The 21,100-nt window shown below is 43.5% G+C and carries 25 protein-coding genes and 1 pseudogene; 25 read left to right on the forward strand and 1 reads right to left on the reverse strand.

Annotation, left to right across the window (positions count from 1 at the left end):
* Window positions 1-10: 10 nt before the first annotated feature.
* The 24 genes and pseudogenes from merT to tnpC all read left to right on the forward strand — a co-directional run.
* The gene (merT, locus tag O9H85_RS23425; protein WP_269883834.1) at window positions 11-316 is read left to right on the forward strand and encodes a mercuric transport protein MerT; all 306 of its coding nucleotides are present in this window, start codon (window positions 11-13) and stop codon (window positions 314-316) included.
* A gap of 27 nt (window positions 317-343) precedes the next feature.
* Window positions 344-664 carry a mercury resistance system substrate-binding protein MerP gene (merP, locus tag O9H85_RS23430; RefSeq protein ID WP_269883835.1) on the forward strand — a complete coding sequence of 107 codons (321 nt, stop codon included), beginning with the start codon at window positions 344-346 and terminating at the stop codon, window positions 662-664.
* 3 nt (window positions 665-667) lie between these two features.
* Window positions 668-2,308, forward strand: coding sequence for a mercury(II) reductase (gene merA, locus O9H85_RS23435; protein WP_269883836.1), 1,641 nt, complete (start codon window positions 668-670; stop codon window positions 2,306-2,308).
* Window positions 2,309-2,683: 375 nt separating this feature from the next.
* Window positions 2,684-3,106 (forward strand): arsenate reductase ArsC, encoded by a 423-nt coding sequence (locus O9H85_RS23440; protein WP_269883837.1) that lies wholly within the window; start codon window positions 2,684-2,686, stop codon window positions 3,104-3,106.
* 20 nt (window positions 3,107-3,126) lie between these two features.
* Window positions 3,127-3,438 carry an ArsR/SmtB family transcription factor gene (locus tag O9H85_RS23445; protein ID WP_269883838.1) on the forward strand — a complete coding sequence of 104 codons (312 nt, stop codon included), beginning with the start codon at window positions 3,127-3,129 and terminating at the stop codon, window positions 3,436-3,438.
* A gap of 13 nt (window positions 3,439-3,451) precedes the next feature.
* Window positions 3,452-4,864 (forward strand): arsenic transporter, encoded by a 1,413-nt coding sequence (locus tag O9H85_RS23450; protein ID WP_269883839.1) that lies wholly within the window; start codon window positions 3,452-3,454, stop codon window positions 4,862-4,864.
* Window positions 4,865-4,894: 30 nt separating this feature from the next.
* Window positions 4,895-5,320: an arsenate reductase (thioredoxin) gene (gene arsC, locus O9H85_RS23455; protein ID WP_269883840.1), complete on the forward strand. Its 426-nt coding sequence runs from the start codon at window positions 4,895-4,897 to the stop codon at window positions 5,318-5,320.
* Window positions 5,321-5,330: 10 nt separating this feature from the next.
* Complete coding sequence (locus O9H85_RS23460) at window positions 5,331-5,801, forward strand: ArsI/CadI family heavy metal resistance metalloenzyme (RefSeq protein ID WP_269883841.1); 471 nt, start codon at window positions 5,331-5,333, stop codon at window positions 5,799-5,801.
* 3 nt (window positions 5,802-5,804) lie between these two features.
* Window positions 5,805-6,248, forward strand: coding sequence for a protein-tyrosine phosphatase family protein (locus O9H85_RS23465; protein WP_269883842.1), 444 nt, complete (start codon window positions 5,805-5,807; stop codon window positions 6,246-6,248).
* 114 nt (window positions 6,249-6,362) lie between these two features.
* Complete coding sequence (locus O9H85_RS23470) at window positions 6,363-6,812, forward strand: MarR family winged helix-turn-helix transcriptional regulator (RefSeq protein ID WP_269883843.1); 450 nt, start codon at window positions 6,363-6,365, stop codon at window positions 6,810-6,812.
* Window positions 6,813-6,862: 50 nt separating this feature from the next.
* Window positions 6,863-7,924 carry a flavin-containing monooxygenase gene (locus O9H85_RS23475; RefSeq protein ID WP_269883844.1) on the forward strand — a complete coding sequence of 354 codons (1,062 nt, stop codon included), beginning with the start codon at window positions 6,863-6,865 and terminating at the stop codon, window positions 7,922-7,924.
* Window positions 7,925-7,964: 40 nt separating this feature from the next.
* On the forward strand, window positions 7,965-8,147 hold the full coding sequence (locus O9H85_RS23480) for a hypothetical protein (RefSeq protein ID WP_269883845.1): 183 nt from the start codon (window positions 7,965-7,967) through the stop codon (window positions 8,145-8,147).
* A 33-nt stretch (window positions 8,148-8,180) separates the two neighbouring features.
* Window positions 8,181-8,993, forward strand: a complete 813-nt coding sequence (locus O9H85_RS23485) for an arsenite methyltransferase (protein ID WP_269883846.1) — start codon at window positions 8,181-8,183, stop codon at window positions 8,991-8,993.
* A 684-nt stretch (window positions 8,994-9,677) separates the two neighbouring features.
* Window positions 9,678-9,833 (forward strand): hypothetical protein, encoded by a 156-nt coding sequence (locus tag O9H85_RS37525; protein ID WP_333474249.1) that lies wholly within the window; start codon window positions 9,678-9,680, stop codon window positions 9,831-9,833.
* A gap of 350 nt (window positions 9,834-10,183) precedes the next feature.
* Window positions 10,184-11,068: an RNA polymerase sigma-70 factor gene (locus O9H85_RS23495; RefSeq protein WP_269883847.1), complete on the forward strand. Its 885-nt coding sequence runs from the start codon at window positions 10,184-10,186 to the stop codon at window positions 11,066-11,068.
* Between the two features lie 657 nt (window positions 11,069-11,725).
* On the forward strand, window positions 11,726-12,205 hold the full coding sequence (locus O9H85_RS23505) for a carboxymuconolactone decarboxylase family protein (protein WP_269883849.1): 480 nt from the start codon (window positions 11,726-11,728) through the stop codon (window positions 12,203-12,205).
* Between the two features lie 95 nt (window positions 12,206-12,300).
* Window positions 12,301-13,059, forward strand: a complete 759-nt coding sequence (locus O9H85_RS23510) for an SDR family oxidoreductase (RefSeq protein ID WP_269883850.1) — start codon at window positions 12,301-12,303, stop codon at window positions 13,057-13,059.
* A 13-nt stretch (window positions 13,060-13,072) separates the two neighbouring features.
* Window positions 13,073-13,813, forward strand: a complete 741-nt coding sequence (locus O9H85_RS23515; RefSeq protein ID WP_269883851.1) for an SDR family oxidoreductase — start codon at window positions 13,073-13,075, stop codon at window positions 13,811-13,813.
* A gap of 642 nt (window positions 13,814-14,455) precedes the next feature.
* A complete protein-coding gene (locus O9H85_RS23520) occupies window positions 14,456-15,535 on the forward strand; it encodes an LLM class flavin-dependent oxidoreductase (protein WP_269883852.1) in 1,080 nt (359 codons plus the stop codon).
* Window positions 15,536-16,492: 957 nt separating this feature from the next.
* Window positions 16,493-16,705 (forward strand): PhzF family phenazine biosynthesis protein, encoded by a 213-nt coding sequence (locus tag O9H85_RS23525; RefSeq protein WP_269883853.1) that lies wholly within the window; start codon window positions 16,493-16,495, stop codon window positions 16,703-16,705.
* An 18-nt stretch (window positions 16,706-16,723) separates the two neighbouring features.
* Entirely contained in the window at window positions 16,724-17,311 is a 588-nt protein-coding gene (locus O9H85_RS23530) for a hypothetical protein (protein ID WP_269883854.1), read from the forward strand.
* 211 nt (window positions 17,312-17,522) lie between these two features.
* A complete protein-coding gene (locus O9H85_RS23535; protein ID WP_269883855.1) occupies window positions 17,523-17,822 on the forward strand; it encodes a hypothetical protein in 300 nt (99 codons plus the stop codon).
* Window positions 17,823-18,124: 302 nt separating this feature from the next.
* Window positions 18,125-18,724, forward strand: coding sequence for a hypothetical protein (locus O9H85_RS23540; protein ID WP_269883856.1), 600 nt, complete (start codon window positions 18,125-18,127; stop codon window positions 18,722-18,724).
* A 574-nt stretch (window positions 18,725-19,298) separates the two neighbouring features.
* Window positions 19,299-19,898, forward strand: a pseudogene (gene tnpC, locus O9H85_RS23545) (IS66 family transposase); the annotation flags it as partial.
* A gap of 77 nt (window positions 19,899-19,975) precedes the next feature.
* Here tnpC and O9H85_RS23550 read toward each other — a convergent pair.
* Window positions 19,976-20,293 (reverse strand): cyclic-phosphate processing receiver domain-containing protein, encoded by a 318-nt coding sequence (locus O9H85_RS23550; RefSeq protein WP_269883857.1) that lies wholly within the window; start codon window positions 20,291-20,293, stop codon window positions 19,976-19,978.
* A 642-nt stretch (window positions 20,294-20,935) separates the two neighbouring features.
* Here O9H85_RS23550 and O9H85_RS37875 point away from each other — a divergent pair.
* The coding region (locus O9H85_RS37875) for a transposase (RefSeq protein WP_409348189.1) at window positions 20,936-21,100 on the forward strand (165 nt) is incomplete at its 3' end.

The raw sequence follows: 21,100 nt of genomic DNA on the forward strand, positions 1-21,100 counted from the left end.
GTGAATGATTGTGAGAGAAAAACTAACTAGCTGGGGAGCGGTATTTTCAGCGTTTCTTATGTCCGGCTGTTGCCTCGGACCCTTAATTCTCATTCCTCTTGGGTTATCAGGTTTTGCAGGAACGCTTGCAATTTTTTCAATTAAGTACCAACTGTTTCTTATGGTCATGACGTTATTATTTCTTGGTGTATCGTTTTATTTGGTTTATGGACGAAAATGCAAAAAGAAAAGTACGGTCATCATATTATGGATATCGACCGTTTTGGTTTTAGGCGCGTTTTTATTTTTATGGTTAGCTGAAAGAGGAATGTTATAAGAAAGGGTGTTTTATGTGAGAATAACAATGGGAATTATGGCGGTACTATCTCTATTATTATTGGGTACGGCATGTGGTAACAATGCAAAACCAGCGGCAGCAGCTGAAGCGGTGCAAACTGCAACTGTTGCTAATGGATCAGCGACGTTCACGGTGACGGGACTTGATTGCTGCCTGCCTTCTGTGATTCAAAATTTAATTTCAAAGGTCGATGGGGTTAGCAAAGTAGACATTGAACCCATGGGAAGCAAAGGGAAAGTTACGGTTTCCTTTGATGATAAGAAAACTGATTTAAAGCAGATTCAAACATCGGTTACAAAATATGGGTTTGGCGTAATGGGAGGATAATTAATGAAAAAATATCGGATACATGTGCAAGGCATGACTTGCACCGGCTGTGAAGAGCACGTTGCAACGGCACTTGAAAGCATTGGAGCTATCAATATTGAGGTGAACTTTCGCCGCAATGAAGCCACGTTTGAATTACCGGATGACGTTGCGATCGAAACAGCCCAAAAAGCCATCAACGAGGCAAAATATCAATCCGGAGATGCGGAAGTTATCGAGTCCCATGATGCTCCGGTTCTCGGTGATGAGGGCGACTATGATTTTCTGATTATCGGTTCCGGTGGGGCAGCGTTTTCCGCCGCGATTCAAGCGGTCGAACATGGTGCAAAAGTGGCTATCATCGAGCGAGGAACGGTAGGCGGAACCTGCGTAAATGTGGGCTGCGTGCCATCGAAAACCCTGCTGCGTGCCGGTAAAATCAATCACTTAGCCAAAAATAACCCTTTCTTGGGGCTAACTACATCTGCAGGAACGGTGGATTTGGCAGAACTAGTGAAACAAAAAAATGAACTTGTAACCGAAATGCGTGAACAAAAGTATGAACATTTGATTGGTGAGTACGGATTTGAACTCATTCGCGGAGAGGCAAAATTCGTTGATGAAAAAACCATCGAGGTGGGTGGACGAAAGCTTACCGCGAAACGATTTTTAATCGCGACAGGAGCTTCACCATCGATTCCGGATATTCCAGGATTAAAAGACGCTAACTATTTAACAAGTACGTCACTGCTTGACCTTAAAGAATTGCCAAAAAGACTTGCTGTGATTGGCTCAGGTTATATTGCACTAGAATTAGGTCAGTTATTTCATCATTTAGGGTCAGAAGTTACGCTGTTGCAAAGAAGTCCTCGGTTGTTAAAAGAGTATGACCCTGAAATTTCCGAATCTGTGACAAAAGCAGTCACCGAGCAAGGGATGAATCTGATTACCGGTGTCACGTATGAGCGCTTTGAAAATAATGGGGATTTGAAACAAATTCATATTTCAGTAAACAGCGAAAAGAAAGTCATCGAAGCCGAGCAGCTGCTTATAGCAACCGGCAGAAAACCAAATACCGAAGCACTGAATCTTCGTGCCGCGAACGTCATTATTGGTTCCAAAGGCGAAATCGTGGTCGATGATTTTTTAAAAACCTCAAATCCTAGGATTTACGCCGCAGGCGATGTGACGATGGGTCCGCAGTTTGTGTACGTGGCTGCTTATGAAGGACGCATCGCGGCGGATAATGCAGTTGGTGGGTTAGAGAAAAAAGTAAACCTTGAAACTGTTCCGGGGGTCACGTTCACTTCACCGGCGGTGGCGACAGTAGGACTTACAGAAGAGCAAGCCAAGGCAAAAGGATATGAGGTGAAGACTTCTGTTCTTCCTTTGGATTCGGTGCCTAGAGCACTTGTAAATCGCGAAACAACAGGCGTTTTTAAATTAGTTGCTGACTCCAAGTCGTTAAAGGTGCTTGGCGTTCATATTGTCGCCGAAAATGCAGGAGATGTGATTTACGCCGCCACACTTGCTGTAAAATTCGGTTTAACGGTTGAAGATTTACGCGACAGCCTAGCTCCATATTTAACGATGGCTGAAGGATTAAAACTGGCGGCTCTTACGTTTAATAAAGATGTATCCAAATTATCCTGTTGCGCTGGATAAGGTATATTATCTGTGGTAATTCACATGTTAGAGGAGAGCGATTACAATAAACTACAGGCTGCCCCGGCAGCCTGTTTTTGCACATATATGTCGACTGTCAAGAATATAGTCCGATACACTTCCGCGGAAATCGCGGATTTAATGTTTTATCAGAACAAATTCTTGTCATAAGCCAATGTCAACAATATGTTCCCATTGCCGATTCAGGCCAAGAATTTGTACCGAATGCCGTTGCTGTAAATGAGTGCTCCCAAATCTCTCACCGGTCAATAATTGCCAGACCTTTGTTTACAAACTGTTTACAATATAATTAATTGATTATATAAGTTAATTAATATATATTTATTACATAATTCGCTTATGTGAGGTGAATATATGGATAAACCGCTGCGGATGTATTTCTTATGTGTGCATAATCGCTGTAGAAGTCAGATGGCTGAAGCATTCGCCAAACATTACGCTGGCGAGAAAGTGATCGCTGGCAGCGCGGGCGTAGAAGAAAGTCAGATTCATCCCTTAACGATAGCGGTCATGAAGGAAGTAGGCATTGATATATCGGATCAACAATCAAAGCGGATTGATATGAAAGCTTTCATCAGTTCGCAAATCGTTATTAAGCTTTGCGAGCAAGTGAACGAAAAATGCCCTATTGTGCCTTTTGGCATAATGAATGTGCAGTGGGATATCCCTGATCCCACGACAAAGCAAGGCGAGGGGAGCATTGAAGAATTTCGAGCCGTTCGTGATTTGATTCGAGAAAAGGTGCTGCAGCTGTTAAAAGAGCAAAAGGTCGTATAGGGATTGAAGGGAGGTATTACATGGAACAAATCAATGAAATGGCAGAAAATTTAAAACTGCTCGGTGACAAGACTCGGCTCACGATGCTTGCCTTATTGAAGAAACAACCCCTTTGTGTTTGTGACATCGTGGACTTGTTGGAAACGTCACAGCCCAACGCAAGCCAGCATCTGCGTAAATTAAAATCAGCGGGACTTGTGAACGAAACCCGGAAAGCCCAATGGATTTATTATTCATTAAATATTGAAGATAAGCCCTACATTCAGGCGGTTTTGAGCTGCATTCCATCGTTAAAAGAAAAAATCGATCAAGTCAAAAATGATTGCGAATAGTGCGGAGGATTACATGGCTATCACTGCGTTTCTTATTTTTTTAGTAACACTAACCTTTGTTATTTGGCAACCAAAGGGATTAAATATCGGCTGGTCGGCCAGTGCCGGTGCCATCCTTGCTTTACTTTTCGGGGTGGTCAGCTTCGCGGACGTTGGCACCGTTACCGGCATTGTGTGGAATGCAACCTTAGCTTTCGTGGCCATCATTTTAATCTCATTGGTGCTTGATGAAATCGGATTTTTTGAGTGGGCGGCCTTACATATGGCGCGGCTCGCGCGCGGAAACGGTCTACTCATGTTTGTGTTTATCATCCTGCTGGGATCGGCGGTCGCAGCCCTGTTTGCGAATGATGGAGCGGCATTGATCATTACGCCCATTGTACTCGCCATGGTTCGGGCACTTAAATTTGATGAAAAGATGATTCTGCCGTTTATTATGGCGAGTGGTTTCATTGCCGATACGGCTTCCTTGCCGCTCGTCGTAAGTAACTTGGTGAACATTGTATCTGCCAATTATTTCAATATCGGTTTTGCGGAATACGCGAGCCGTATGATTGTTCCGAATTTCTTTTCCATCATCGCGAGCCTCATTGTGCTATATCTGTATTTCCGGAAAAGCCTTCCAAACAGTTACAATCTCGCCCAACTAAAAAGGCCGAAGGAAGCCATTAAGGATATGAGGCTGTTTAAAATATCTTGGGTCATTTTAGCTGCGCTACTTATTGCGTATTTCGTCAGTGAATTTTTCTCGATCCCTGTATCCATTATTGCCGGGGTCGCGGCCATTGCCTTTTTGTTCGCCGCCAGAAAAAGCCCTGCGATTCATACATGGAAATTGGTGAAAGGCGCTCCCTGGGCAGTCGTGATCTTCTCCATTGGCATGTATGTGGTGGTTTATGGCCTGCGAAATGCCGGGCTTACCGACTCATTAGGCAGCGTTATTCAAGCGGTAGCAGACAAAGGACTGTTCGCGGCTACCGTAGGCATGGGCTTTATTGCAGCGATCCTGTCATCCATTATGAACAACATGCCGACGGTCATGATCGATGCACTGGCCATCCAAGGAACACAAACCCATGGATTCATTCGTGAGGCGTTGATTTATGCAAATGTGATCGGTTCGGATTTAGGGCCGAAAATTACGCCAATTGGCTCCCTGGCTACCTTGCTTTGGCTGCATGTGCTTTCCACGAAAAATGTGAAAATCAGATGGGGGTATTATTTTAAAGTCGGCATCCTATTAACCATTCCCACGTTGTTCATTACCCTTACCGGTCTTTCTGTATGGCTTTATGTTCTCCAAACGCTACATGTGAATGTATGGCTATGTATTGCGGTGATTGTGATAGTACTTGTAGTGGTCGCGATGATTATTAAGTCTTTTTTGGGAAGCAAACAAACCAAAAGAGGGCATCAAGGTGCTTAACGATTTGATAAAAAAAGGAGATTTTTCATCATGGAGAAGAAACCGTTAATTTACTTTTTGTGCACCGGAAATTCTTGCAGAAGCCAAATCGCGGATGGATTTTTGAACGCGCTAGGCAGCGATAAATACGAAGTGAAAAGTGCAGGGCTTGAAGCACATGGGCTGAATCCGCGTGCGGTTCAAGTCATGAACGAAGTTGGTGTGGACATTAGCAAGAATACGTCAAATGTCATTGATCCGGAAATTTTGAATCGTGCCGATTATGTCATTACCCTGTGCGGCCACGCAGACGAGCATTGCCCTGTGATCTCCAACAAGAACGTAACGAAATGGCATTGGGGTTTTGATGACCCGGCAAAAGCAATTGGATCTGAAGAAGAAATTATGGCCCAGTTCCGCACCGTTCGCGATTCGATTAAGAGCCGGATTGAACAGTTTGTAAAGGAAGGGATATGAGGTGGCTGCTATGATCAAACGAATGCATGTCGCTTTAAACTGTACGGATCTTAACAAGGCCCTTGACTTTTATCGTGCTTTTTTTGGGGCAGAGCCAAGTAAGATCAAAGACAATTATGCCAAATTTGAGTTAGAAGAACCGGCGCTTCATTTTTCATTGAATGTCCGGCCGTTCGAACAAAAAGGTGTGCTAAATCACTTAGGATTCCAAGTGAATAATACCGAAGAAGTGCTGACCATGGGGGAGCGGCTGCGTCAAAGCGGGCTGCTGCTTATTGATGAGATGAATACGACTTGCTGCTATGCGGTACAGGATAAAGTTTGGGTATATGATCCGGACGGAAACGCTTGGGAGATTTTCTACACAAAAGAAGATTCCGAATTCGAATCAGCCGGAGAAGCCAGGGATTTGTCCTTGTGCTGCGCGCCTCCAGCGGCCCCGGTTCCGATTGAATTTGGATCGTTTAAAAAAGGGGTTTAGTCCATGTCGACTGAAAAAAACTACCATTCTTTAATCCCGGATAAAATTTTCATGGGCGCTGCAGCTGACGTTGAATCGATGGTGAAAAATGAAGGCATCGACGTAATTGTGGATCTACGCGGCGAAGCGACGGAATGCGCCTATCCAGCGGCAAATGCGAAATGGATTCAAATTCCGTTAGCGGATAACTCTGCCGTGCCGCAAGAAAAAGCCTTTGAGCAAGCGATCCAGGCCGTCACCGAGACTTACCATCAAAACAAAAAGGTCGCCTTTCATTGTGGTGGAGGAAAAGGAAGGACCGGTACGGTAGCCGCGGGCACCTTACTTGCTTTGGGATTAAGTGATACGCTTGATGAAGCCGAAGCAAAAGCCAAGAGCATCCGGAGCGTCATCGAAATTAAGCCATCACAGAAGGAATCTCTGAAAAAATTGTATCCCGATAAATGAGCACGCAGGAACCACTCATTCGAGTGGTTTTTTCTTTTTGTTTTAACTTTCGTGATTATAATACTTGCAGTATGCAAATTATTATTGTATAACTATTACATGAGGTGAACCGCAGTGGAAAATGTTCGCGAACTATTTCAAATCATGACACGTCGCTTTGGGTTTTTGAATAAAAATTGCTGTTCTGCCGGTGGCTGCGATATTTCCTTAGTACAAAGTCATATTCTTTATGAGATTGACCATCAGCATAAGCCTTCCATTCAGCAGGTAGCAGAGGCATTAGGTACCGATATCACGACCTTTAGCCGACAAATCCAGTCGTTAATCAAAATGAATTTAGTGAAAAAAACGCCCGATCCGGACGACCGCAGAGTGAATGTTCTTGCGTTAACGACCGAAGGCAAATACGTGGCGGCGACGATTGACCAGCAAATGAACGCCTATCTTAATGAAGTCTTTTCTCATATGAACGATTTTGAAAAAGAAACCGTCGTTCGCTCCATTAAACTTTTGAATGAAGCTATGGCGAAATCCAGTCAATGCTGTTCCACCCCCATCGGATGATTTCTTGTCTCATATAGTTGCAAATTGCAAATATAAAGGAGTATGTAGGTATGAAAGAGGTACTGGATACCATTGTGATTGGCGGGGGGCAGGCCGGTCTTGCTTCCGGCTACCACTTACAGAAGAAAGGACTTCGATTTCTGATTTTGGAAGCAAGCGACCAGGCAGCCGGTTCGTGGCCGCGTTATTACGACAGCCTCAAACTATTCTCTCCAGCACGCTTTTCTTCGATGCCGGGCAAGAAGTTCCCCGGCGAGCCGAATGGTTATCCCAAGAGAGATGAAGTCATTCATTATTTACAGGATTACCGGGCACAGTATCAGTTGCCAGTTAAACCCAATCAACGGGTGGCATCGGTCGGAAGGGATGGGGATGAGTTTACGGCCCGCACGATGACAGGGGATACGTTTCGGGCACGCACCATCATTAACGCCACCGGCTCGTTTCACAATCCCTATATGCCAGCGATACCGGGGCAGGAGGCGTTTAAAGGCCGTTTCCTTCATTCTTCTGAATACCGGAATCCGGAGTCATTTAACTATCAACGTGTGGTGGTGGTTGGTCGCGGGAATTCTGCCGTACAGATCGGCGTTGAGCTCGCCGAGGTAAGCAAGACGTCATTAGCAGTTTTGCGGCCTGTTCAATTCGTGAAACCAAGATTATTGGGACAAGAGGTGCATTTTTGGGTGAGAGTGATAGGTTTTGATACCTTTCCTTTTTGGTGGTTCGGAAAAACAGCACCGAGTTCAAGTGGGGTCAATGATTCTGGCCAATACAAGGAGAAAGTGGCGGCAGGAAAACCGGATCAACAACCGATGTTTTCGTCCTTTTATGAAGGTGGCGTCATTTGGCCTAACGGGACAAAAGAACCGGTGGATACGGTGATCTTTGCCACAGGTTACCGGCCGCATCTTCCTTACCTTGCAGCGATTGGCGCGCTGGATGCGGAAGGAACACCATTACATAAAGCGGGCATAAGCGACGTTCCGGGGCTTTATTATGTGGGACTCGAAGGACAGCGTTCGTTCGCTTCTGCCACGTTAAGGGGGGTGGGGCCGGACGCAGCTTTTGTCGTTGGAAAGCTGCTGCGTCTGCGTCATCTGAAAAGCTGAAGCAACTTGAGCATATTATTATTTAAGGAGTGTGATCCGAGTGATCTTCAATTGGTTTTCTACGGAAACGCTCATGAGACAGCAGCAAGCCGAAATCGAACGGTCCGCGAGGGAAGCTTGGAAATGGTCCGAAGCGACGCAAAAGCAATCGGGAAGATTCTTTTGGCGGCGGCAAATCACGACGGCAACGCAAACGGTTTGCTGCGCTACTGGCTGCTGTTGATTTTATAAAAATTAACCTAAGGAGTGATTTTTCATGAATCAAGTAAGTAATGATCAAATTCGTCAAAATGTTCGCAGCCGTTATAAAGAAATTGCTTTGCAACCGGTAGAGGACAGCTCGTGCTGTGTGCCAACTTCCACAAGCTCCGGCTGCTGTAATTCGCCAGTGGATTACACGGATGTTTCTGCCAAGCTTGGTTATTCGAGCGAAGAATTAACTACCGTTCCGGACGGCGCAAACCTTGGTCTAGGCTGCGGCAATCCACAAGCGATTGCCGAACTACAACCGGGGGAAGTGGTGCTCGACCTTGGCAGCGGCGGCGGTTTTGACTGTTTCCTAGCCTCGCGTCAAGTAGGAGAAGCCGGTCGCGTGATTGGCGTAGACATGACGCCGGAAATGGTAAGCCGCGCCCGCGCCAATGCCACGAAAGGCGGGTTTATGAACACCGATTTCCGGTTAGGGGAAATTGAACATTTACCTGTTGCGGATCAGACGGTGGACGTCATTATTTCGAACTGCGTGATAAATCTCTCCCCTTCCAAGCAGCAAGTGTTCGACGAAGCGTTCCGGGTCCTGCGCTCCGGCGGTCGTCTGGCCATTTCGGATATTGTCACGACCGCGGAACTTCCTGCGGAAATCAAAAATGACCTGGATGTGATGTATTCGGGTTGTATTTCCGGGGCTTCCTCGGTTGACGAAGTCAAAGCAATGCTAACCCAAAGCGGATTTACGGATGTAGTTGTGGAGCCGAAGGATGAATCGAAGACATTTATCAAAGATTGGGTGCCGGGCGCTAATGTGGAAAATTATATTGTTTCGGCTGTGATAAAAGGGATGAAACCGTAGTTCGAAGTTAAGGTGAATGACGAATAATTAAGTAGCTCCTGCAACTGTGCAGGGGCTTTTATTTTGATATCGTTCTGTTGTTTTCTAATTGGATTATGTTGCAATCGTTATGAAGTAGAGACCTGCTCACATTAAGCGACATGGAAGGTGAATCGGAACATATTCTTGTCATTTATCGGAACAAATTCTTGACAGCCGACAATGTATGACTGTTGAGTCTTATAAATATACCTTAGCGTACGTTTTCCGCGTTTTGTTGGCGGTACCCCATCCCGATCTAAATTCTCATTTTTTTAAAAATTAAAGTAAGCACACCCAAGAACCCTTGGGTGTGCTTTATAGGTGTTCTTATGGCAAAAATGTCAACGGGCAAAATAGAATGAATAGCGACAGCAGTGATACGAGACGAGACCATTAAACCATCAGCATACTTGATTGCAAACATGATCAAAACGGAGATTACTACTGGGATAAAGTTGAAGAGAAAAATATCAAATATTTTGTTCGGCAATGTGCAGGTCATCCGTGGGCAAACCAATTTGCATTAGCGCTTATATGTTTGTCCGACCGAAATTTAACACCACAAAGTATTGGCTTAAAAGCGAATTTGAAAAGTATATAAATGAGTAAACCTAACTTTGGTTTGTTAAATCGGACGTCGGCGTCGTCTCGTACGTCATCGCGATGTTGTTCATCGTAAATTTCGTGCTTCATACGACAGGATATACCAAGGAAGATGCCATCGTCATCTACGACCGGAACGAAGTTCTGATCTGCCGCAAGCGCAAGCATGTCGTCCAAATCGGCGTGAATCTTGACGCATATTGGAAGATGTCGTGATGTAAGAGACCTCATTCTTTGGATATAGAAAAGATTTAATGTCCACTGTATCACGATCTTTTGATATATTAAAACATATTTTGCCACGCGGCGCATATGGCAATGACAGGTAATGATTTTAAGTTCAAAAGATCAATTACAAATATTCTTGAGATTGATGTCACACATCGGCGTCGCCAGTTGTCATATTATTGTTTAAACAAAGCGTCGGGGGAGATAAACTGCCCAATTTCTTTTTTGAATGAAAGATCCAATTCACATCCTGATAACCTAATAGTATGGTTTAATCCATTTTAATAAAGAATAAGCAGATAAAGGTGAGACGATCCAATTACTGAAAGGTGGATATTATGCAAACCTATACAATTGAAGATTTGTATAGAACCTACAAGTCTCATTTATTTTCGATTGCATACCGTATGCTAGGCTCTAGATCGGACGCTGAGGATATGGTTCAAGATTTGTTTATAAATATACATGGACTTCTACATGACAATATTAAAAATATCAAATCGTACTTAAGCAAAATGATGATCAACAGATGTTTGAATGAATTGAAGTCTTCAAGAAAAAAGAGAATAAGCTATGTCGGAAATTGGCTTCCAGAACCAACGGTACAATTCACTGAGCCTACTCCGTTAGATAACGTTGAGAGAAACGAGACGATTTCGTATGCTTTTCTTCTTCTTATGGATAAACTGACCCCCGTGGAGAGAGCTGTGTTTATCTTACGTGAAGTTTTTGCATATGAACATAGTGAAATTGCTGAGATGCTCAACAAGACAGAAGTCAACTGCCGTAAGATTTACAGTCGCGTCAAGAAAAAGATGGAGCAATCCTCCGAACCAGTGGACGTGGTTTCGACTCATCAACCAGAGGAAAAGGAATTGGTATCTCGCTTTATTTCTGCACTTTCGAATGGTAATATCCAGTCACTGGTGAATATGTTATCAGAAGATGTCATATTCATTGCCGATGGTGGAGGAAAGGTTTCCGCCGCAATCAATCCTATCTTCAGTAGAGAGCGTGTACTGGCCATATTAAACGCTCTTTCATCAAGTCGATTCCCTCAGTCCAAAGCAAAGCTGGTCGAGGTGAATGGTCAGCCCGGGATCTTGTTAACAAAAGATGGTATCCCAACTGGGGTCATTTGTTTTGAATGGAATGCCGAATCGATGAACATTCAGCGAATCTACCTTATTGTAAATCCAGACAAATTGCAGCATCTAAATTAAGTTTTGTCATGTCCCTTCTTCATGTTCTAGTTAAGAAGGGACGTTTTTCGGTTTTTCCTTACACTGCTAATTACCCATAATATCAAGGGAATGACCACGTAGACGAAGGGAATAAAAGAAGCGAATAAGAACTGTGTTTTTAAGGTGTTAGCTATCCGAATATTGTGCGTGATGTAGAACACGTAAGCCAACAAAGCGAAAGTAATTAACCATGCAATGATCTTCCTGTTCTTGAATCCTGTCCACTCAGATAATCCATAGCTAAGTATAAACAGACATATGAAGATAAGCGGTTTTAGCAGGTTATCCTCTATACTTTGCAGACGAGTCATCCCATCTAAATAGACGAGAATCAGTTTGGTTTCATCTCCTAAGATGAAGGAACGTATAACAATATCTGAACAAAGACTGAATTGTTCTCTAAGATATGTTGCATTCCATTCGATATCCCTGCTAATTAAACTCATTGATGCTCACCCCGATGCCTAAATATCTATTGGATATTATGAACGGAGCAGAATGCACTTATGCAGACTACGGAAATCACAGTAGCCTAGCAACACCCACCCGATTATTTAATAAAATATGCTTGCTTTATGTCACATACTAAGACTGCCAATTGTCTTAATAGTGTACAAAACAAAGGAGGAGTACCTAATGACACAGCGAGTGAATTATATGCAGCAATCCCCGGAGCTTTTCAAAAAAATGATGGAATTCAGCAATGCGGAGAAGGCGAGTATCGTTGAAGAAAGGATCCTCGATCTCGTTCACATTAGAGCTTCTCAAATGAATGGGTGCGGATTCTGTCTGGATATGCATGTCAAGCAGGCAAAGATGCATGGAGAACGCGAGCTTCGCCTTTATCATATTTCGATTTGGAGGGAATCTACGCTTTTTGATCCGCGGGAAAGAGCTGCTTTGGCTTGGACTGAGGTTCTGACTAATTTGCCTGAACATGGCGTGTCTGACGAAATCTATCATCGTGTTCGTGAACACTTGTCGGAAAAAGAAATCTCTGACTTAACGTTCTCGATCATGGCCATTAATGCTTGGAATCGAATTAACGTAGCATTTAAGACAGTACCAGGCTCAGCCGATGCTGCATTTGGATTGACAAAAGCCGGCTTGAGCTAATCTGATGTAGTAATACAGATAAGCCTCTTAACGTAATTTGAACAAATAAATTTTACACGTCTGCCCTTAAGTATAGACTCCAAGGAGGAATTAAAATGAAAATTGTAATTATCGGCGGTAGTGGACTTATTGGAAAACAACTTGCAAATAACCTTCGTCAGCAAAATCACGAGGTAGTAGCGGCATCGCCTTCACTAGGCGTCAACAGTATAACTGGTGAAGGGTTGGCTGAAGCGTTAAGCGGCGCTCAGGTTGTCGTCGATGTAACCAACTCTCCTTCATTTGAGGACAAGGCTGTTTTAGAATTTTTTGAAACATCAACCCGTAATCTCCTTGCTGCTGAAGAAGCTGCTGGCGTAAAGCATCATGTTGCGCTGTCGGTTGTTGGAACGGAAGGTCTGCTCCAAAGCGGTTATTTCCGAGCGAAGATGGCTCAAGAAAGCCTGATCAAAGCATCTAAAATTCCGTATACGATCGTTCGTGCAACGCAATTCTTCGAGTTCGCTGACAGCATTGCCTTTACGTCCACGGAAGGTCAAATCGTGCGTTTATCTTCGGCCTTTGTACAACCTATCACTTCTGAAGGCGTTGCTGCAGCAATGATGGACTTCTCGCTGGGAGCGCCAGTAAATGAAACGGTAGATATTGCAGGACCTGAAAGAATGCATCTCGACGAATTTATCCGTCAATACTTGAATGTAACCCAAGATCCTCGGCAGGTGATAACAGATGATAATGCGCCTTATTTCGGTGCTAATTTGAAGGAGTTATCCCTAGTCCCAAGCAATAACAACGTACGTATCGCCTCGATACGCTTTGAGGATTGGCTCACCACAAAGAAAATCGTTGGGTAAAGGAACATTAATAATGGAAAATATACGAAATAAAGTGGTCATGATAACGGGTGCCTCCAGCGGCATAGGTGAAGCTACAGCGAAATTATTGGCACAAAACGGAGCCAAGGTGGTATTAGTTGCGAGAAGAGAGGATCGTCTGCATGCGATTGTTGATGAAATTAAGCAAAGTGGCGGCGAAGCCGTTTCTGTAAAAGCAGACGTCGTTGCTGCCGAGGATATGCAAAACATGGCCCAGTTTACTTTGAGTACGTATGGCCGAATTGATGTATTGGTGAACAATGCAGGGATCATGCCGAGTTCGAGGATGAGCGAATTAAGGGTAGAAGAATGGGATCAAATGATCGATGTGAACATCAAGGGTGTTTTATACGGTATCGCAGCGGTATTGCCCACCATGCGGGAGCAGCAGTCCGGTCATATCATCAACCTATCCTCTACTTCCGGTTATCAAGTGTCTTCGACATCAGTGGTATACGCGGCCACTAAGTTCGCGGTTAGAGCCATTTCGGAAGGTTTGCGACTGGAAGAGTCTTCGACTTCACGTATTAGATCTACGGTGATTGCACCAGGTCTGACCAATACCGAGCTATTTAACAGTATTACCAGTCCAGAAGTGCAAATGATTGCCAATCAACTAAGCGGCAATGGGATTTCTCCTTACAGTATTGCTAAAGCCATCACATTTGCCATTAATGAACCTGATGACACCCTAATCAGTGAAATTATGGTTAGGCCGACCGCTTTGTCTTGAGCATGTTCAAACGAGATGAGTGTGAAATCCAGTAGTGATGTCACACTAACAATTTGTCTTTGAAAGAAACTACCGAAGATGCCGCAGTGGGCAGCTTCGGTTTTTTTTATTATGCAGCCGCAATTCATAAATAATATGTGCAAGGCAAAAACTGAAGGGAGTAAAAATGTGAATCCCGAGAATAGGAGGGTAATCTTTAATCGTTTCATCGGTATTCCAATTGATATTTTCCCTCAAATTATTTCCTGTTGAGCCGCCCTGTTCAATTAATCTAAGCTCGATATTCAATGGGCTTCAATTCGTAATAGAGACCTTCCGTCAACCCTTCCAATGCGAACTTGGAGCGAAAAAAAACGACTTGTTAATGAAAATAAAATCGGAACCGGAATAAGTTCTTGTCATTTATCGGAACAGATTCTTGTCAACCGATAAGGATCCGCGTATACCGCGGCTTTTTTATTTTATCGGAACAACTTCTTGTCATAAGTCCGTGTCAAGAAAATATTCCGATTGCCGAAAAAGGCCAAGAAGATGTACCGATTGCCGTGGCTACAGAAGGGGAATTTCATTTTCCTTTTAAACTAACAATAGTTATGTTACTATATAATTTATAGTAATATCTGAACAAAGGAGGCGAACCCTATGACCGAAAAACCGGTTATTGATATTGAGATTGGAATAAGTACTTTTTTGGAGGCGTCGACGGACCCGGTGACGGGCGAGCGCATCAGCCATGCCGAGCGGCTGCGGCGAGCGGTGGAGGAGATCATTCTGGCCGATCAAGTTGGACTCGACGTCTACGGCATCGGCGAGCATCACAGGCCTGAGTATGCCGCTTCGGCTCCCGAAGTCATCCTGGCGGCAGCGGCGGCGCAGACGAAGCATATTCGACTAACCAGCGCCGTGACCGTACTTTCCTCGGACGATCCAGTACGCTTATATCAGCAGTTTGCGACACTGGACGCCATCTCGAACGGACGCGCCGAGATAATGGCGGGCCGCGGCTCGTTCATCGAATCGTTCCCGCTGTTCGGATACAGCCTAGACGATTACGAACAATTGTATGAAGAGAAGCTTGAGCTGCTGCTCGCTATCCGGGAGTCGGAGAAGGTGAGCTGGCGAGGAAGCCGCCATCGCGCTGCCATCGACAACCTCGGTGTGTACCCGCGGGCCGTTCAGGACCCGCTGCCCGTCTGGATCGCCACAGGCGGGAACGCACAATCGTCCGTCCGGGCGGGCATGCTCGGCTTGCCGGTCGTCTATGCGATCATTGGCGGCATGCCGGAGCGCTTCGCGCCGCTCATCGATCTCTACAAGCGATCTGCGGCGAAAGCCGGACACGATGTGAGCAAACTGCAGATCGCGACCCACTCGCATGGCATTGTAGCCGATTCAACGGAGAGAGCGGCGGATCTGCTTTTCCCGGGAACTCAGGCCATGATGAACAAGATAGGCCGTGAGCGCGGTTGGCGCGGGCAATACACTCGCGCAACCTTTGACGAGGAACGCAAATTGCGCGGCTGCCTATATGTAGGTGATCCGGAGTACGTCGCGGAGAAAATCGTGCTGCTACGCCGCAATCTGGGCGTGACACGCTTCTTCCTGCACTGCGACATCGGATCGATCCCGCACCGCGATATCCTGCGTTCGATCGAGCTGCTTGGTACCAAGGTCGTGCCGCTCGTGCGCAAGGAACTGGCCCGTTTCGAGGGCAAAGCGTAAGACGAAATTGAGTAGGAGGGGGAGGCAAGCCCGTCCAAGAACTTCAAGTCCCATTTGAAGAAAAAACAAACAAAGTCCGTCAAAAACCGAAAATGACACCACTAAATTAAACCAGGCTGCAGAGACATTAACGCCTGGTTTTCCTTACTGTTAACATATGCTGCCTTCATATTTGTCCGATCAAACCATGAATCGGAAAAGCTTCGTTTGGACCTTCCTTCTCATCGGTGCAATCGCTTTCTATGCATCTTAGGAGTAGTCCGATGTCCAATGACACAAAAGTACCTACATTATCCACTTAGAAAAAGCTTGAGAAATCAGGCTTTTATTTTTTTATGTAAGGAGATTTGTGTCAGCAAAAAATGCATAAATCTCCCTACATTGTAGTATTATGACACAAAATTGCCTACTTTCTAGAGAATTGGAGTAATACAAGGAGTAAGTACCAAATTGATCAAACATTCAGTGTTGTTTACCAAATCATTAAGCGAACGGGCAGGATAATGGAGAAAAAAGAAATTATGGTTCCCATATAGAATTTTTTAGGGATAGTAACAAAAGATGTTACATTGACGGGTTACGATAGCGCAAAAAATCACCTTATCAAAGCTGCCGCGGCGAACGGCGCGGTCTTAAACTACGATGAAAGAACGGATTAACTTTCATTCTCTGTGTCGCCCCGATAGGGGCATGGATGGCTAACGGTACAGTAGCTCAATAAGGAACAAAAATGCGATCTTTTGATCCAAAAACTTGCTCATAAGGTAGTTATGAAAAAAGCGCGCTAAAATCACAAACGTACATTCGCGAATAACGCATAGATTTGCCATAACTCATGTAAAAGCCAAAATACCTATAGATTATGGCATATTTTACGTCTTATTTTGGCATAAATTACCACCGCACAAAATTGCGCATAAATTTCGCTACACGACGGCGGTCGCTCGATCACATGCGATGAACGATGACATGATTGAGTCACTAGGCGTGAAGCCAGTGGAGACCTATCTGAGTCGGGATTTGATGTTTGTGCTCGAAGATGAAGAACAGGTTCGGCAGCTGAAACCCGATTTTTCAAAACTCAAGCAATTATCGGATGGACTTGGTGTACATGTGACGGCGAAAGGGAGAACATTTGATTTTGTTGCAAGAAGTTTCTTCCCTAAATAGAAAATGAAGGTGGAGGTAGTGGAGGAAATGGCTTCGTTTTTTCATGCATATTGTCCCGAAGGAGTGAACAGCAAATACCGTCTCATTATTTTTGACGATAAGAAGGAGCCGTTCATTCCTCTCACAGAGTTTTATCACGGTCAGTTCAACAGGATCAGTGAGAGTTCCGTAATCGTCTATTTAAACACCTTAGAACCGTTCTTTTATTGGTTAAAGTACAGTTCACTTGAACTTGGTGTAAAAGCGATTGATACGCTTATCAAAGAGGGTAAAACGGTTTCGTACCGAACTGTATCGGACAAATCTAAAGAAATTGATCCAGACGGAATAGGTATACACCAAAATACAATCCGAAAGAACCAAGAGCTTCATAATCATTTTCTTCAGCACAGTACTACTAAGGCTTATAGGCCTCGCAAAAGGTCATACAAGGCCTTAGACAATGATTTAGATGCATTCAAGCACATTAAACAGGATCGTGACATAGATCGAGTTCGACAGCGCTATATGCAGCTCACTAAGCCGGAGTTGGTCGATTTACTGATACGGATGGAACAGTATATTGCGTATCAGAATCAGTATTGGCTGAAAAGTGAATTTGAATAGTATATAAATGAGTAAACCTAACTTTGGTTTGTTAAAAATAATAATTGTCCAACGACACAAATCTGCCTACATTGTAGCGAACCCAATTAATCGGAGAGCCCGAGGGACCGATGATTGCCGAGATAACCGATTTCTTTCTAATAAATCCAACACAACGAGGTAACAAAGTTTAGTAGGGTGGACTTCAAAACAAGTTATAAGGTTTCTTTGTTTGAAAGGAGATAACTATATCATTGTTTCTGAACAAACGATGAATATTAATAGCTTCCCTGATAATGTAACTAGCGTTACAGGCTGCAGTGCGGGAATTCCAGATCGAGCGTATGATGCGAGTGGAGAATTAGATGTAAAAGGGGTTTTAAGTAAAATTGTTGGCATCAATATCGTTTATAAACGACCTGGTCGGGAGAACTGTGAAATTGTTTACAGCAGTAGCTTTCGAGCATCTGTCGGAGAAGCTGTTAACGAAACGCGTATTCATACGAAGCTGTACCTAAAGCTGATCTTATAGCTAAGGCTCCCGGCCAAGTAACAAGGATTGTATTTAATGGCATCAATACTAATTCGCCAACTCTGATTTATACTGTCTTAATGTCTAACCAATCTAATCAGTAGTAGATTCCTCCGACAAATACACATCAGACCAAGAGAGGCAGTTTCTGAAATCAAAAACGCAGTTAAGGCTGGTTGCTGGGAGCTGGGATAAAGAATTGTATGATTTTTGTGAAAATTTAGATAAATTTGTCTAATGGAATTTGCTATCATTGTATGTGAGAAGGAAAAAAATAGAAACATAGACGGAGGGGTGCAAAAATGCTTAATCAAATGTTGGAGTTTTACGATAAGCGGCAAAAGTTAGTTGAGGGGATTATCGAGAGTATTTATTTCTTCTCAATGACTGTACTGATATTCGTAAGCCATAATGTTGATGGATTTATTGAAAGTCATACTTTTAAGTTTTTTGCAGCTATGTATATGAGCTTTGGATTATGGACTTATGAAATGAAAAATCATGCATTTAAGAAAATGCTAATTGACTTGTTTGTAAAGTTCTCGGGAATATTTGCAGCTGCAATTGTTATTGCAAAGTTAACTGGAGTAGTTAAATTAACCGGACTCTACAGCAGTGTATTTTATCCGTTAACAGTTGTAATACTGTATATGCTTGCAAACAGAAAATCCAAATGGGGCAGTGATTTTCATGGTTCTTCTGCGGAGTATCTGAATCATAGGTTTGGCAGAGCTGTGTCTGTTGTACCGAAAATCATTTTGTTCTTTGCTGTATTAGTGCCGGGAATTTTAAATGCATCTGTTAAAATGTTCTTGATTTCTCTCGTGATCGGATTCGCAATTGAGTACATATTTGTTGCAATGTGCTTTAGAAAGAATCGCCCTAAGAAACTGGAAGCATAATTTAATATAAGCATGTTACGATCTAAAGATCGCTTTTGTCTTTGATGAAACGGCGACGCCGTTTCCCTGATAAGAGCCGATCTTTTTTCTATTGTTGCTTTTGATCTTCGTCTTTAGAAAAGAAAAAAACCTCCTTGTACATCAATACATGATGTACGTATTAACTCAAAAAGGAATATGTGTCACTGTTGGACTCTCGATTGATGAATTAAACGATGGCGTTACGCTAAATGACAAGCTCGATGATGTAAAGTCCACTGTACTTAATGCAATGGAAGATGTGAATGATCAGAACTTGATGTTATGAGCTTTGTTATACCGGTTCATGGCACATCCAGACTTTATTACACATACCAGCAAGATGTTTGAAGAAGAAGTTGGAAATACGTTTCACACTTTGCATTTTCAGGCAGCACGCATACATCGACTTCAAAACCAAACTCTTGATCAAGTTCGTCAAAAGAAGGTCTTCGGCGTCGCCCATACATCGGTCTTCGATGAAAACATGTATTCTGTTATTGCGATAACAACCACTTCCTATTTGGTACTCCTAACAACGAACTCAAGTTCGAGATGCTGGGCACATGCCCGGCGCAAATATGACGAAGCGTTAAAAGCGTCGCCGGAGAAGAAGGGGCAATCGGACACGGCGGCGGGTCAGGGGCTGACGTACTGCAATGCGCTCTTCGCCATTGAACGCGACTTGAAGGATGCCACGCCGGAAGAACGGCATGCCGTAAGACAAGAACGAAGCCTTCCGGTATTGGAGGCTTATTCGAAATGGCTCCATCAGCAGCGATCTCGAACGCTGCCGAAAAGTTTGGTTGGACAAGCGATCGCCTACAGTCTGAATCAGTGGGAGAAGCTCACCGCTTTTCTGAAGGACGGAAGGCTTGAGATCGATAACAATCGCAGCGAGAGGTCGATCAAGCCGTTTGTCATTGGGAGAAAAAACTGGCTGTTTGCTAACACGCCAAGAGGCGCGAAGGCCAGTGCAGCGATCTACAGTATCATCGAGACGGCGAAGGAGAATGGACTGCGTCCGTTTAAGTACCTCATGCATCTTTTCGAGAAATTGCCGCAGCTCGAGGATCCCCGTGATCCGAAGTCGTTGGAGTCGTTTTTGCCTTGGTCATCGTCTATTCCACTGATGTGCCGTGTCTTTACTTCGTGATAAATCTATAACAGCCCCAGTACAATGATAGGCCTGGGGCTATTGACGTTTACGAATCAATTTGCTTTCCTTTTATTTTATAGATTAAAAAACAGCGGTTCAGGGCGTATATAAAGCTCAACTTCTTTTGGTTTATTTTTTACTAACAGGTTAAACATCCTTAAGCGACCAAAAGGATTTGCACTATGGATAATGATCTTTTTAGCATATATTTTATTGGCTATCATGAACTTAACTACCTCATATCCGCTGGGTTTACCGAATCCTAAATCATGGTCAAGAGAAAGTGTATCTAGTTTTTTCGAACTAATTAACTCAATACACGATTCTACAGTTCTTGCTAATATAAAGCCCTTTGGACAAGGACGCATGTCATCTAAATAAACATTAATCATAATTAATCGCCTCTTTCTCTAATTACTATATGAAGAGGTCAATCAGTATTCTTGGACATTTAAAATATCCTTTCGATGGAAATTCTATTTTAAACCTCCAGAAAACTGGAGGTTTTTCTTTTGCCATCAATTACCGCTATTTCTTTACATTCTATAAATGTTATGCTTGTTATATGAAAATGGTAAAAAATAGTGCATTATTTATTGTCATTTTTTCATTTTTTACATTTAAAAAATTCATCGAGGAGTTGACGGAACTAAGGTATGGTTAATTCGAATAATGAAAAAAAGTTGAAAATTGAAAAGGTGAGTTTCGCTAATCTATTTTCGCTGGAAGATTACATTGAGTATGAGTTTATTAGTAAGTTGCGGAGAGAAGGCTACAACGTGAAAGTAAGAAATAGTGATTCTTCGTACACAAAATATCTTGATTATCGTCGTCAGGGATTAACTAACGATGAGATTCAAAAATTAATAGGTGTTGAAACTACTACACTAATTTATAAGGTGGTGAGTGAGGAGATATTCATTCAAACTCGATCAGGCGTTAGGCTAACTGGATAGATTTACGCAGGAAGCGGGAGACTATAAGATATAATGCTACATAGAAACTAGACAGAAAAAAAGGAGTTTCTTAGTTGTATGACGACCAGTAGAAGGAAGTTTACGCCGGAAGAAAAGGCCCACATCGTACTGGAAATTCTGAAGGAAGAAAAGTCGGTTTCGCAGCTCGCTTCAGAGCACGGCATTCATAGCAATGTCCTGAATCGGTGGAAATCAGAAGCGGTTCAGAACCTCTCGCAATTG

The sequence above is a fragment of the Paenibacillus gyeongsangnamensis genome (assembly GCF_027533625.1).
In the GTDB taxonomy this organism is placed as follows: Bacteria; Bacillota; Bacilli; order Paenibacillales; family NBRC-103111; genus Paenibacillus_G; species Paenibacillus_G gyeongsangnamensis.

What these genes read in the sequence shown, in the direction of transcription:
- O9H85_RS23550 (WP_269883857.1), bottom strand. Translation starts at nt 20,293, where the DNA reads ATGATTAATGTTTATTTAGATGACATGCGTCCTTGTCCAAAGGGCTTT.
- O9H85_RS23445 (WP_269883838.1), top strand. Translation starts at nt 3,127, where the DNA reads ATGGAACAAATCAATGAAATGGCAGAAAATTTAAAACTGCTCGGTGAC.
- O9H85_RS23460 (WP_269883841.1), top strand. Translation starts at nt 5,331, where the DNA reads ATGATCAAACGAATGCATGTCGCTTTAAACTGTACGGATCTTAACAAG.
- O9H85_RS23475 (WP_269883844.1), top strand. Translation starts at nt 6,863, where the DNA reads ATGAAAGAGGTACTGGATACCATTGTGATTGGCGGGGGGCAGGCCGGT.
- O9H85_RS23485 (WP_269883846.1), top strand. Translation starts at nt 8,181, where the DNA reads ATGAATCAAGTAAGTAATGATCAAATTCGTCAAAATGTTCGCAGCCGT.
- O9H85_RS23505 (WP_269883849.1), top strand. Translation starts at nt 11,726, where the DNA reads ATGACACAGCGAGTGAATTATATGCAGCAATCCCCGGAGCTTTTCAAA.
- O9H85_RS23465 (WP_269883842.1), top strand. Translation starts at nt 5,805, where the DNA reads ATGTCGACTGAAAAAAACTACCATTCTTTAATCCCGGATAAAATTTTC.
- merA (WP_269883836.1), top strand. Translation starts at nt 668, where the DNA reads ATGAAAAAATATCGGATACATGTGCAAGGCATGACTTGCACCGGCTGT.
- O9H85_RS23540 (WP_269883856.1), top strand. Translation starts at nt 18,125, where the DNA reads ATGCTTAATCAAATGTTGGAGTTTTACGATAAGCGGCAAAAGTTAGTT.
- O9H85_RS23525 (WP_269883853.1), top strand. Translation starts at nt 16,493, where the DNA reads ATGAACGATGACATGATTGAGTCACTAGGCGTGAAGCCAGTGGAGACC.
- O9H85_RS23520 (WP_269883852.1), top strand. Translation starts at nt 14,456, where the DNA reads ATGACCGAAAAACCGGTTATTGATATTGAGATTGGAATAAGTACTTTT.
- O9H85_RS23510 (WP_269883850.1), top strand. Translation starts at nt 12,301, where the DNA reads ATGAAAATTGTAATTATCGGCGGTAGTGGACTTATTGGAAAACAACTT.
- O9H85_RS37525 (WP_333474249.1), top strand. Translation starts at nt 9,678, where the DNA reads ATGTTGTTCATCGTAAATTTCGTGCTTCATACGACAGGATATACCAAG.
- O9H85_RS23515 (WP_269883851.1), top strand. Translation starts at nt 13,073, where the DNA reads ATGGAAAATATACGAAATAAAGTGGTCATGATAACGGGTGCCTCCAGC.
- O9H85_RS23440 (WP_269883837.1), top strand. Translation starts at nt 2,684, where the DNA reads ATGGATAAACCGCTGCGGATGTATTTCTTATGTGTGCATAATCGCTGT.
- O9H85_RS23495 (WP_269883847.1), top strand. Translation starts at nt 10,184, where the DNA reads ATGCAAACCTATACAATTGAAGATTTGTATAGAACCTACAAGTCTCAT.
- merP (WP_269883835.1), top strand. Translation starts at nt 344, where the DNA reads ATGGGAATTATGGCGGTACTATCTCTATTATTATTGGGTACGGCATGT.
- O9H85_RS23450 (WP_269883839.1), top strand. Translation starts at nt 3,452, where the DNA reads ATGGCTATCACTGCGTTTCTTATTTTTTTAGTAACACTAACCTTTGTT.
- arsC (WP_269883840.1), top strand. Translation starts at nt 4,895, where the DNA reads ATGGAGAAGAAACCGTTAATTTACTTTTTGTGCACCGGAAATTCTTGC.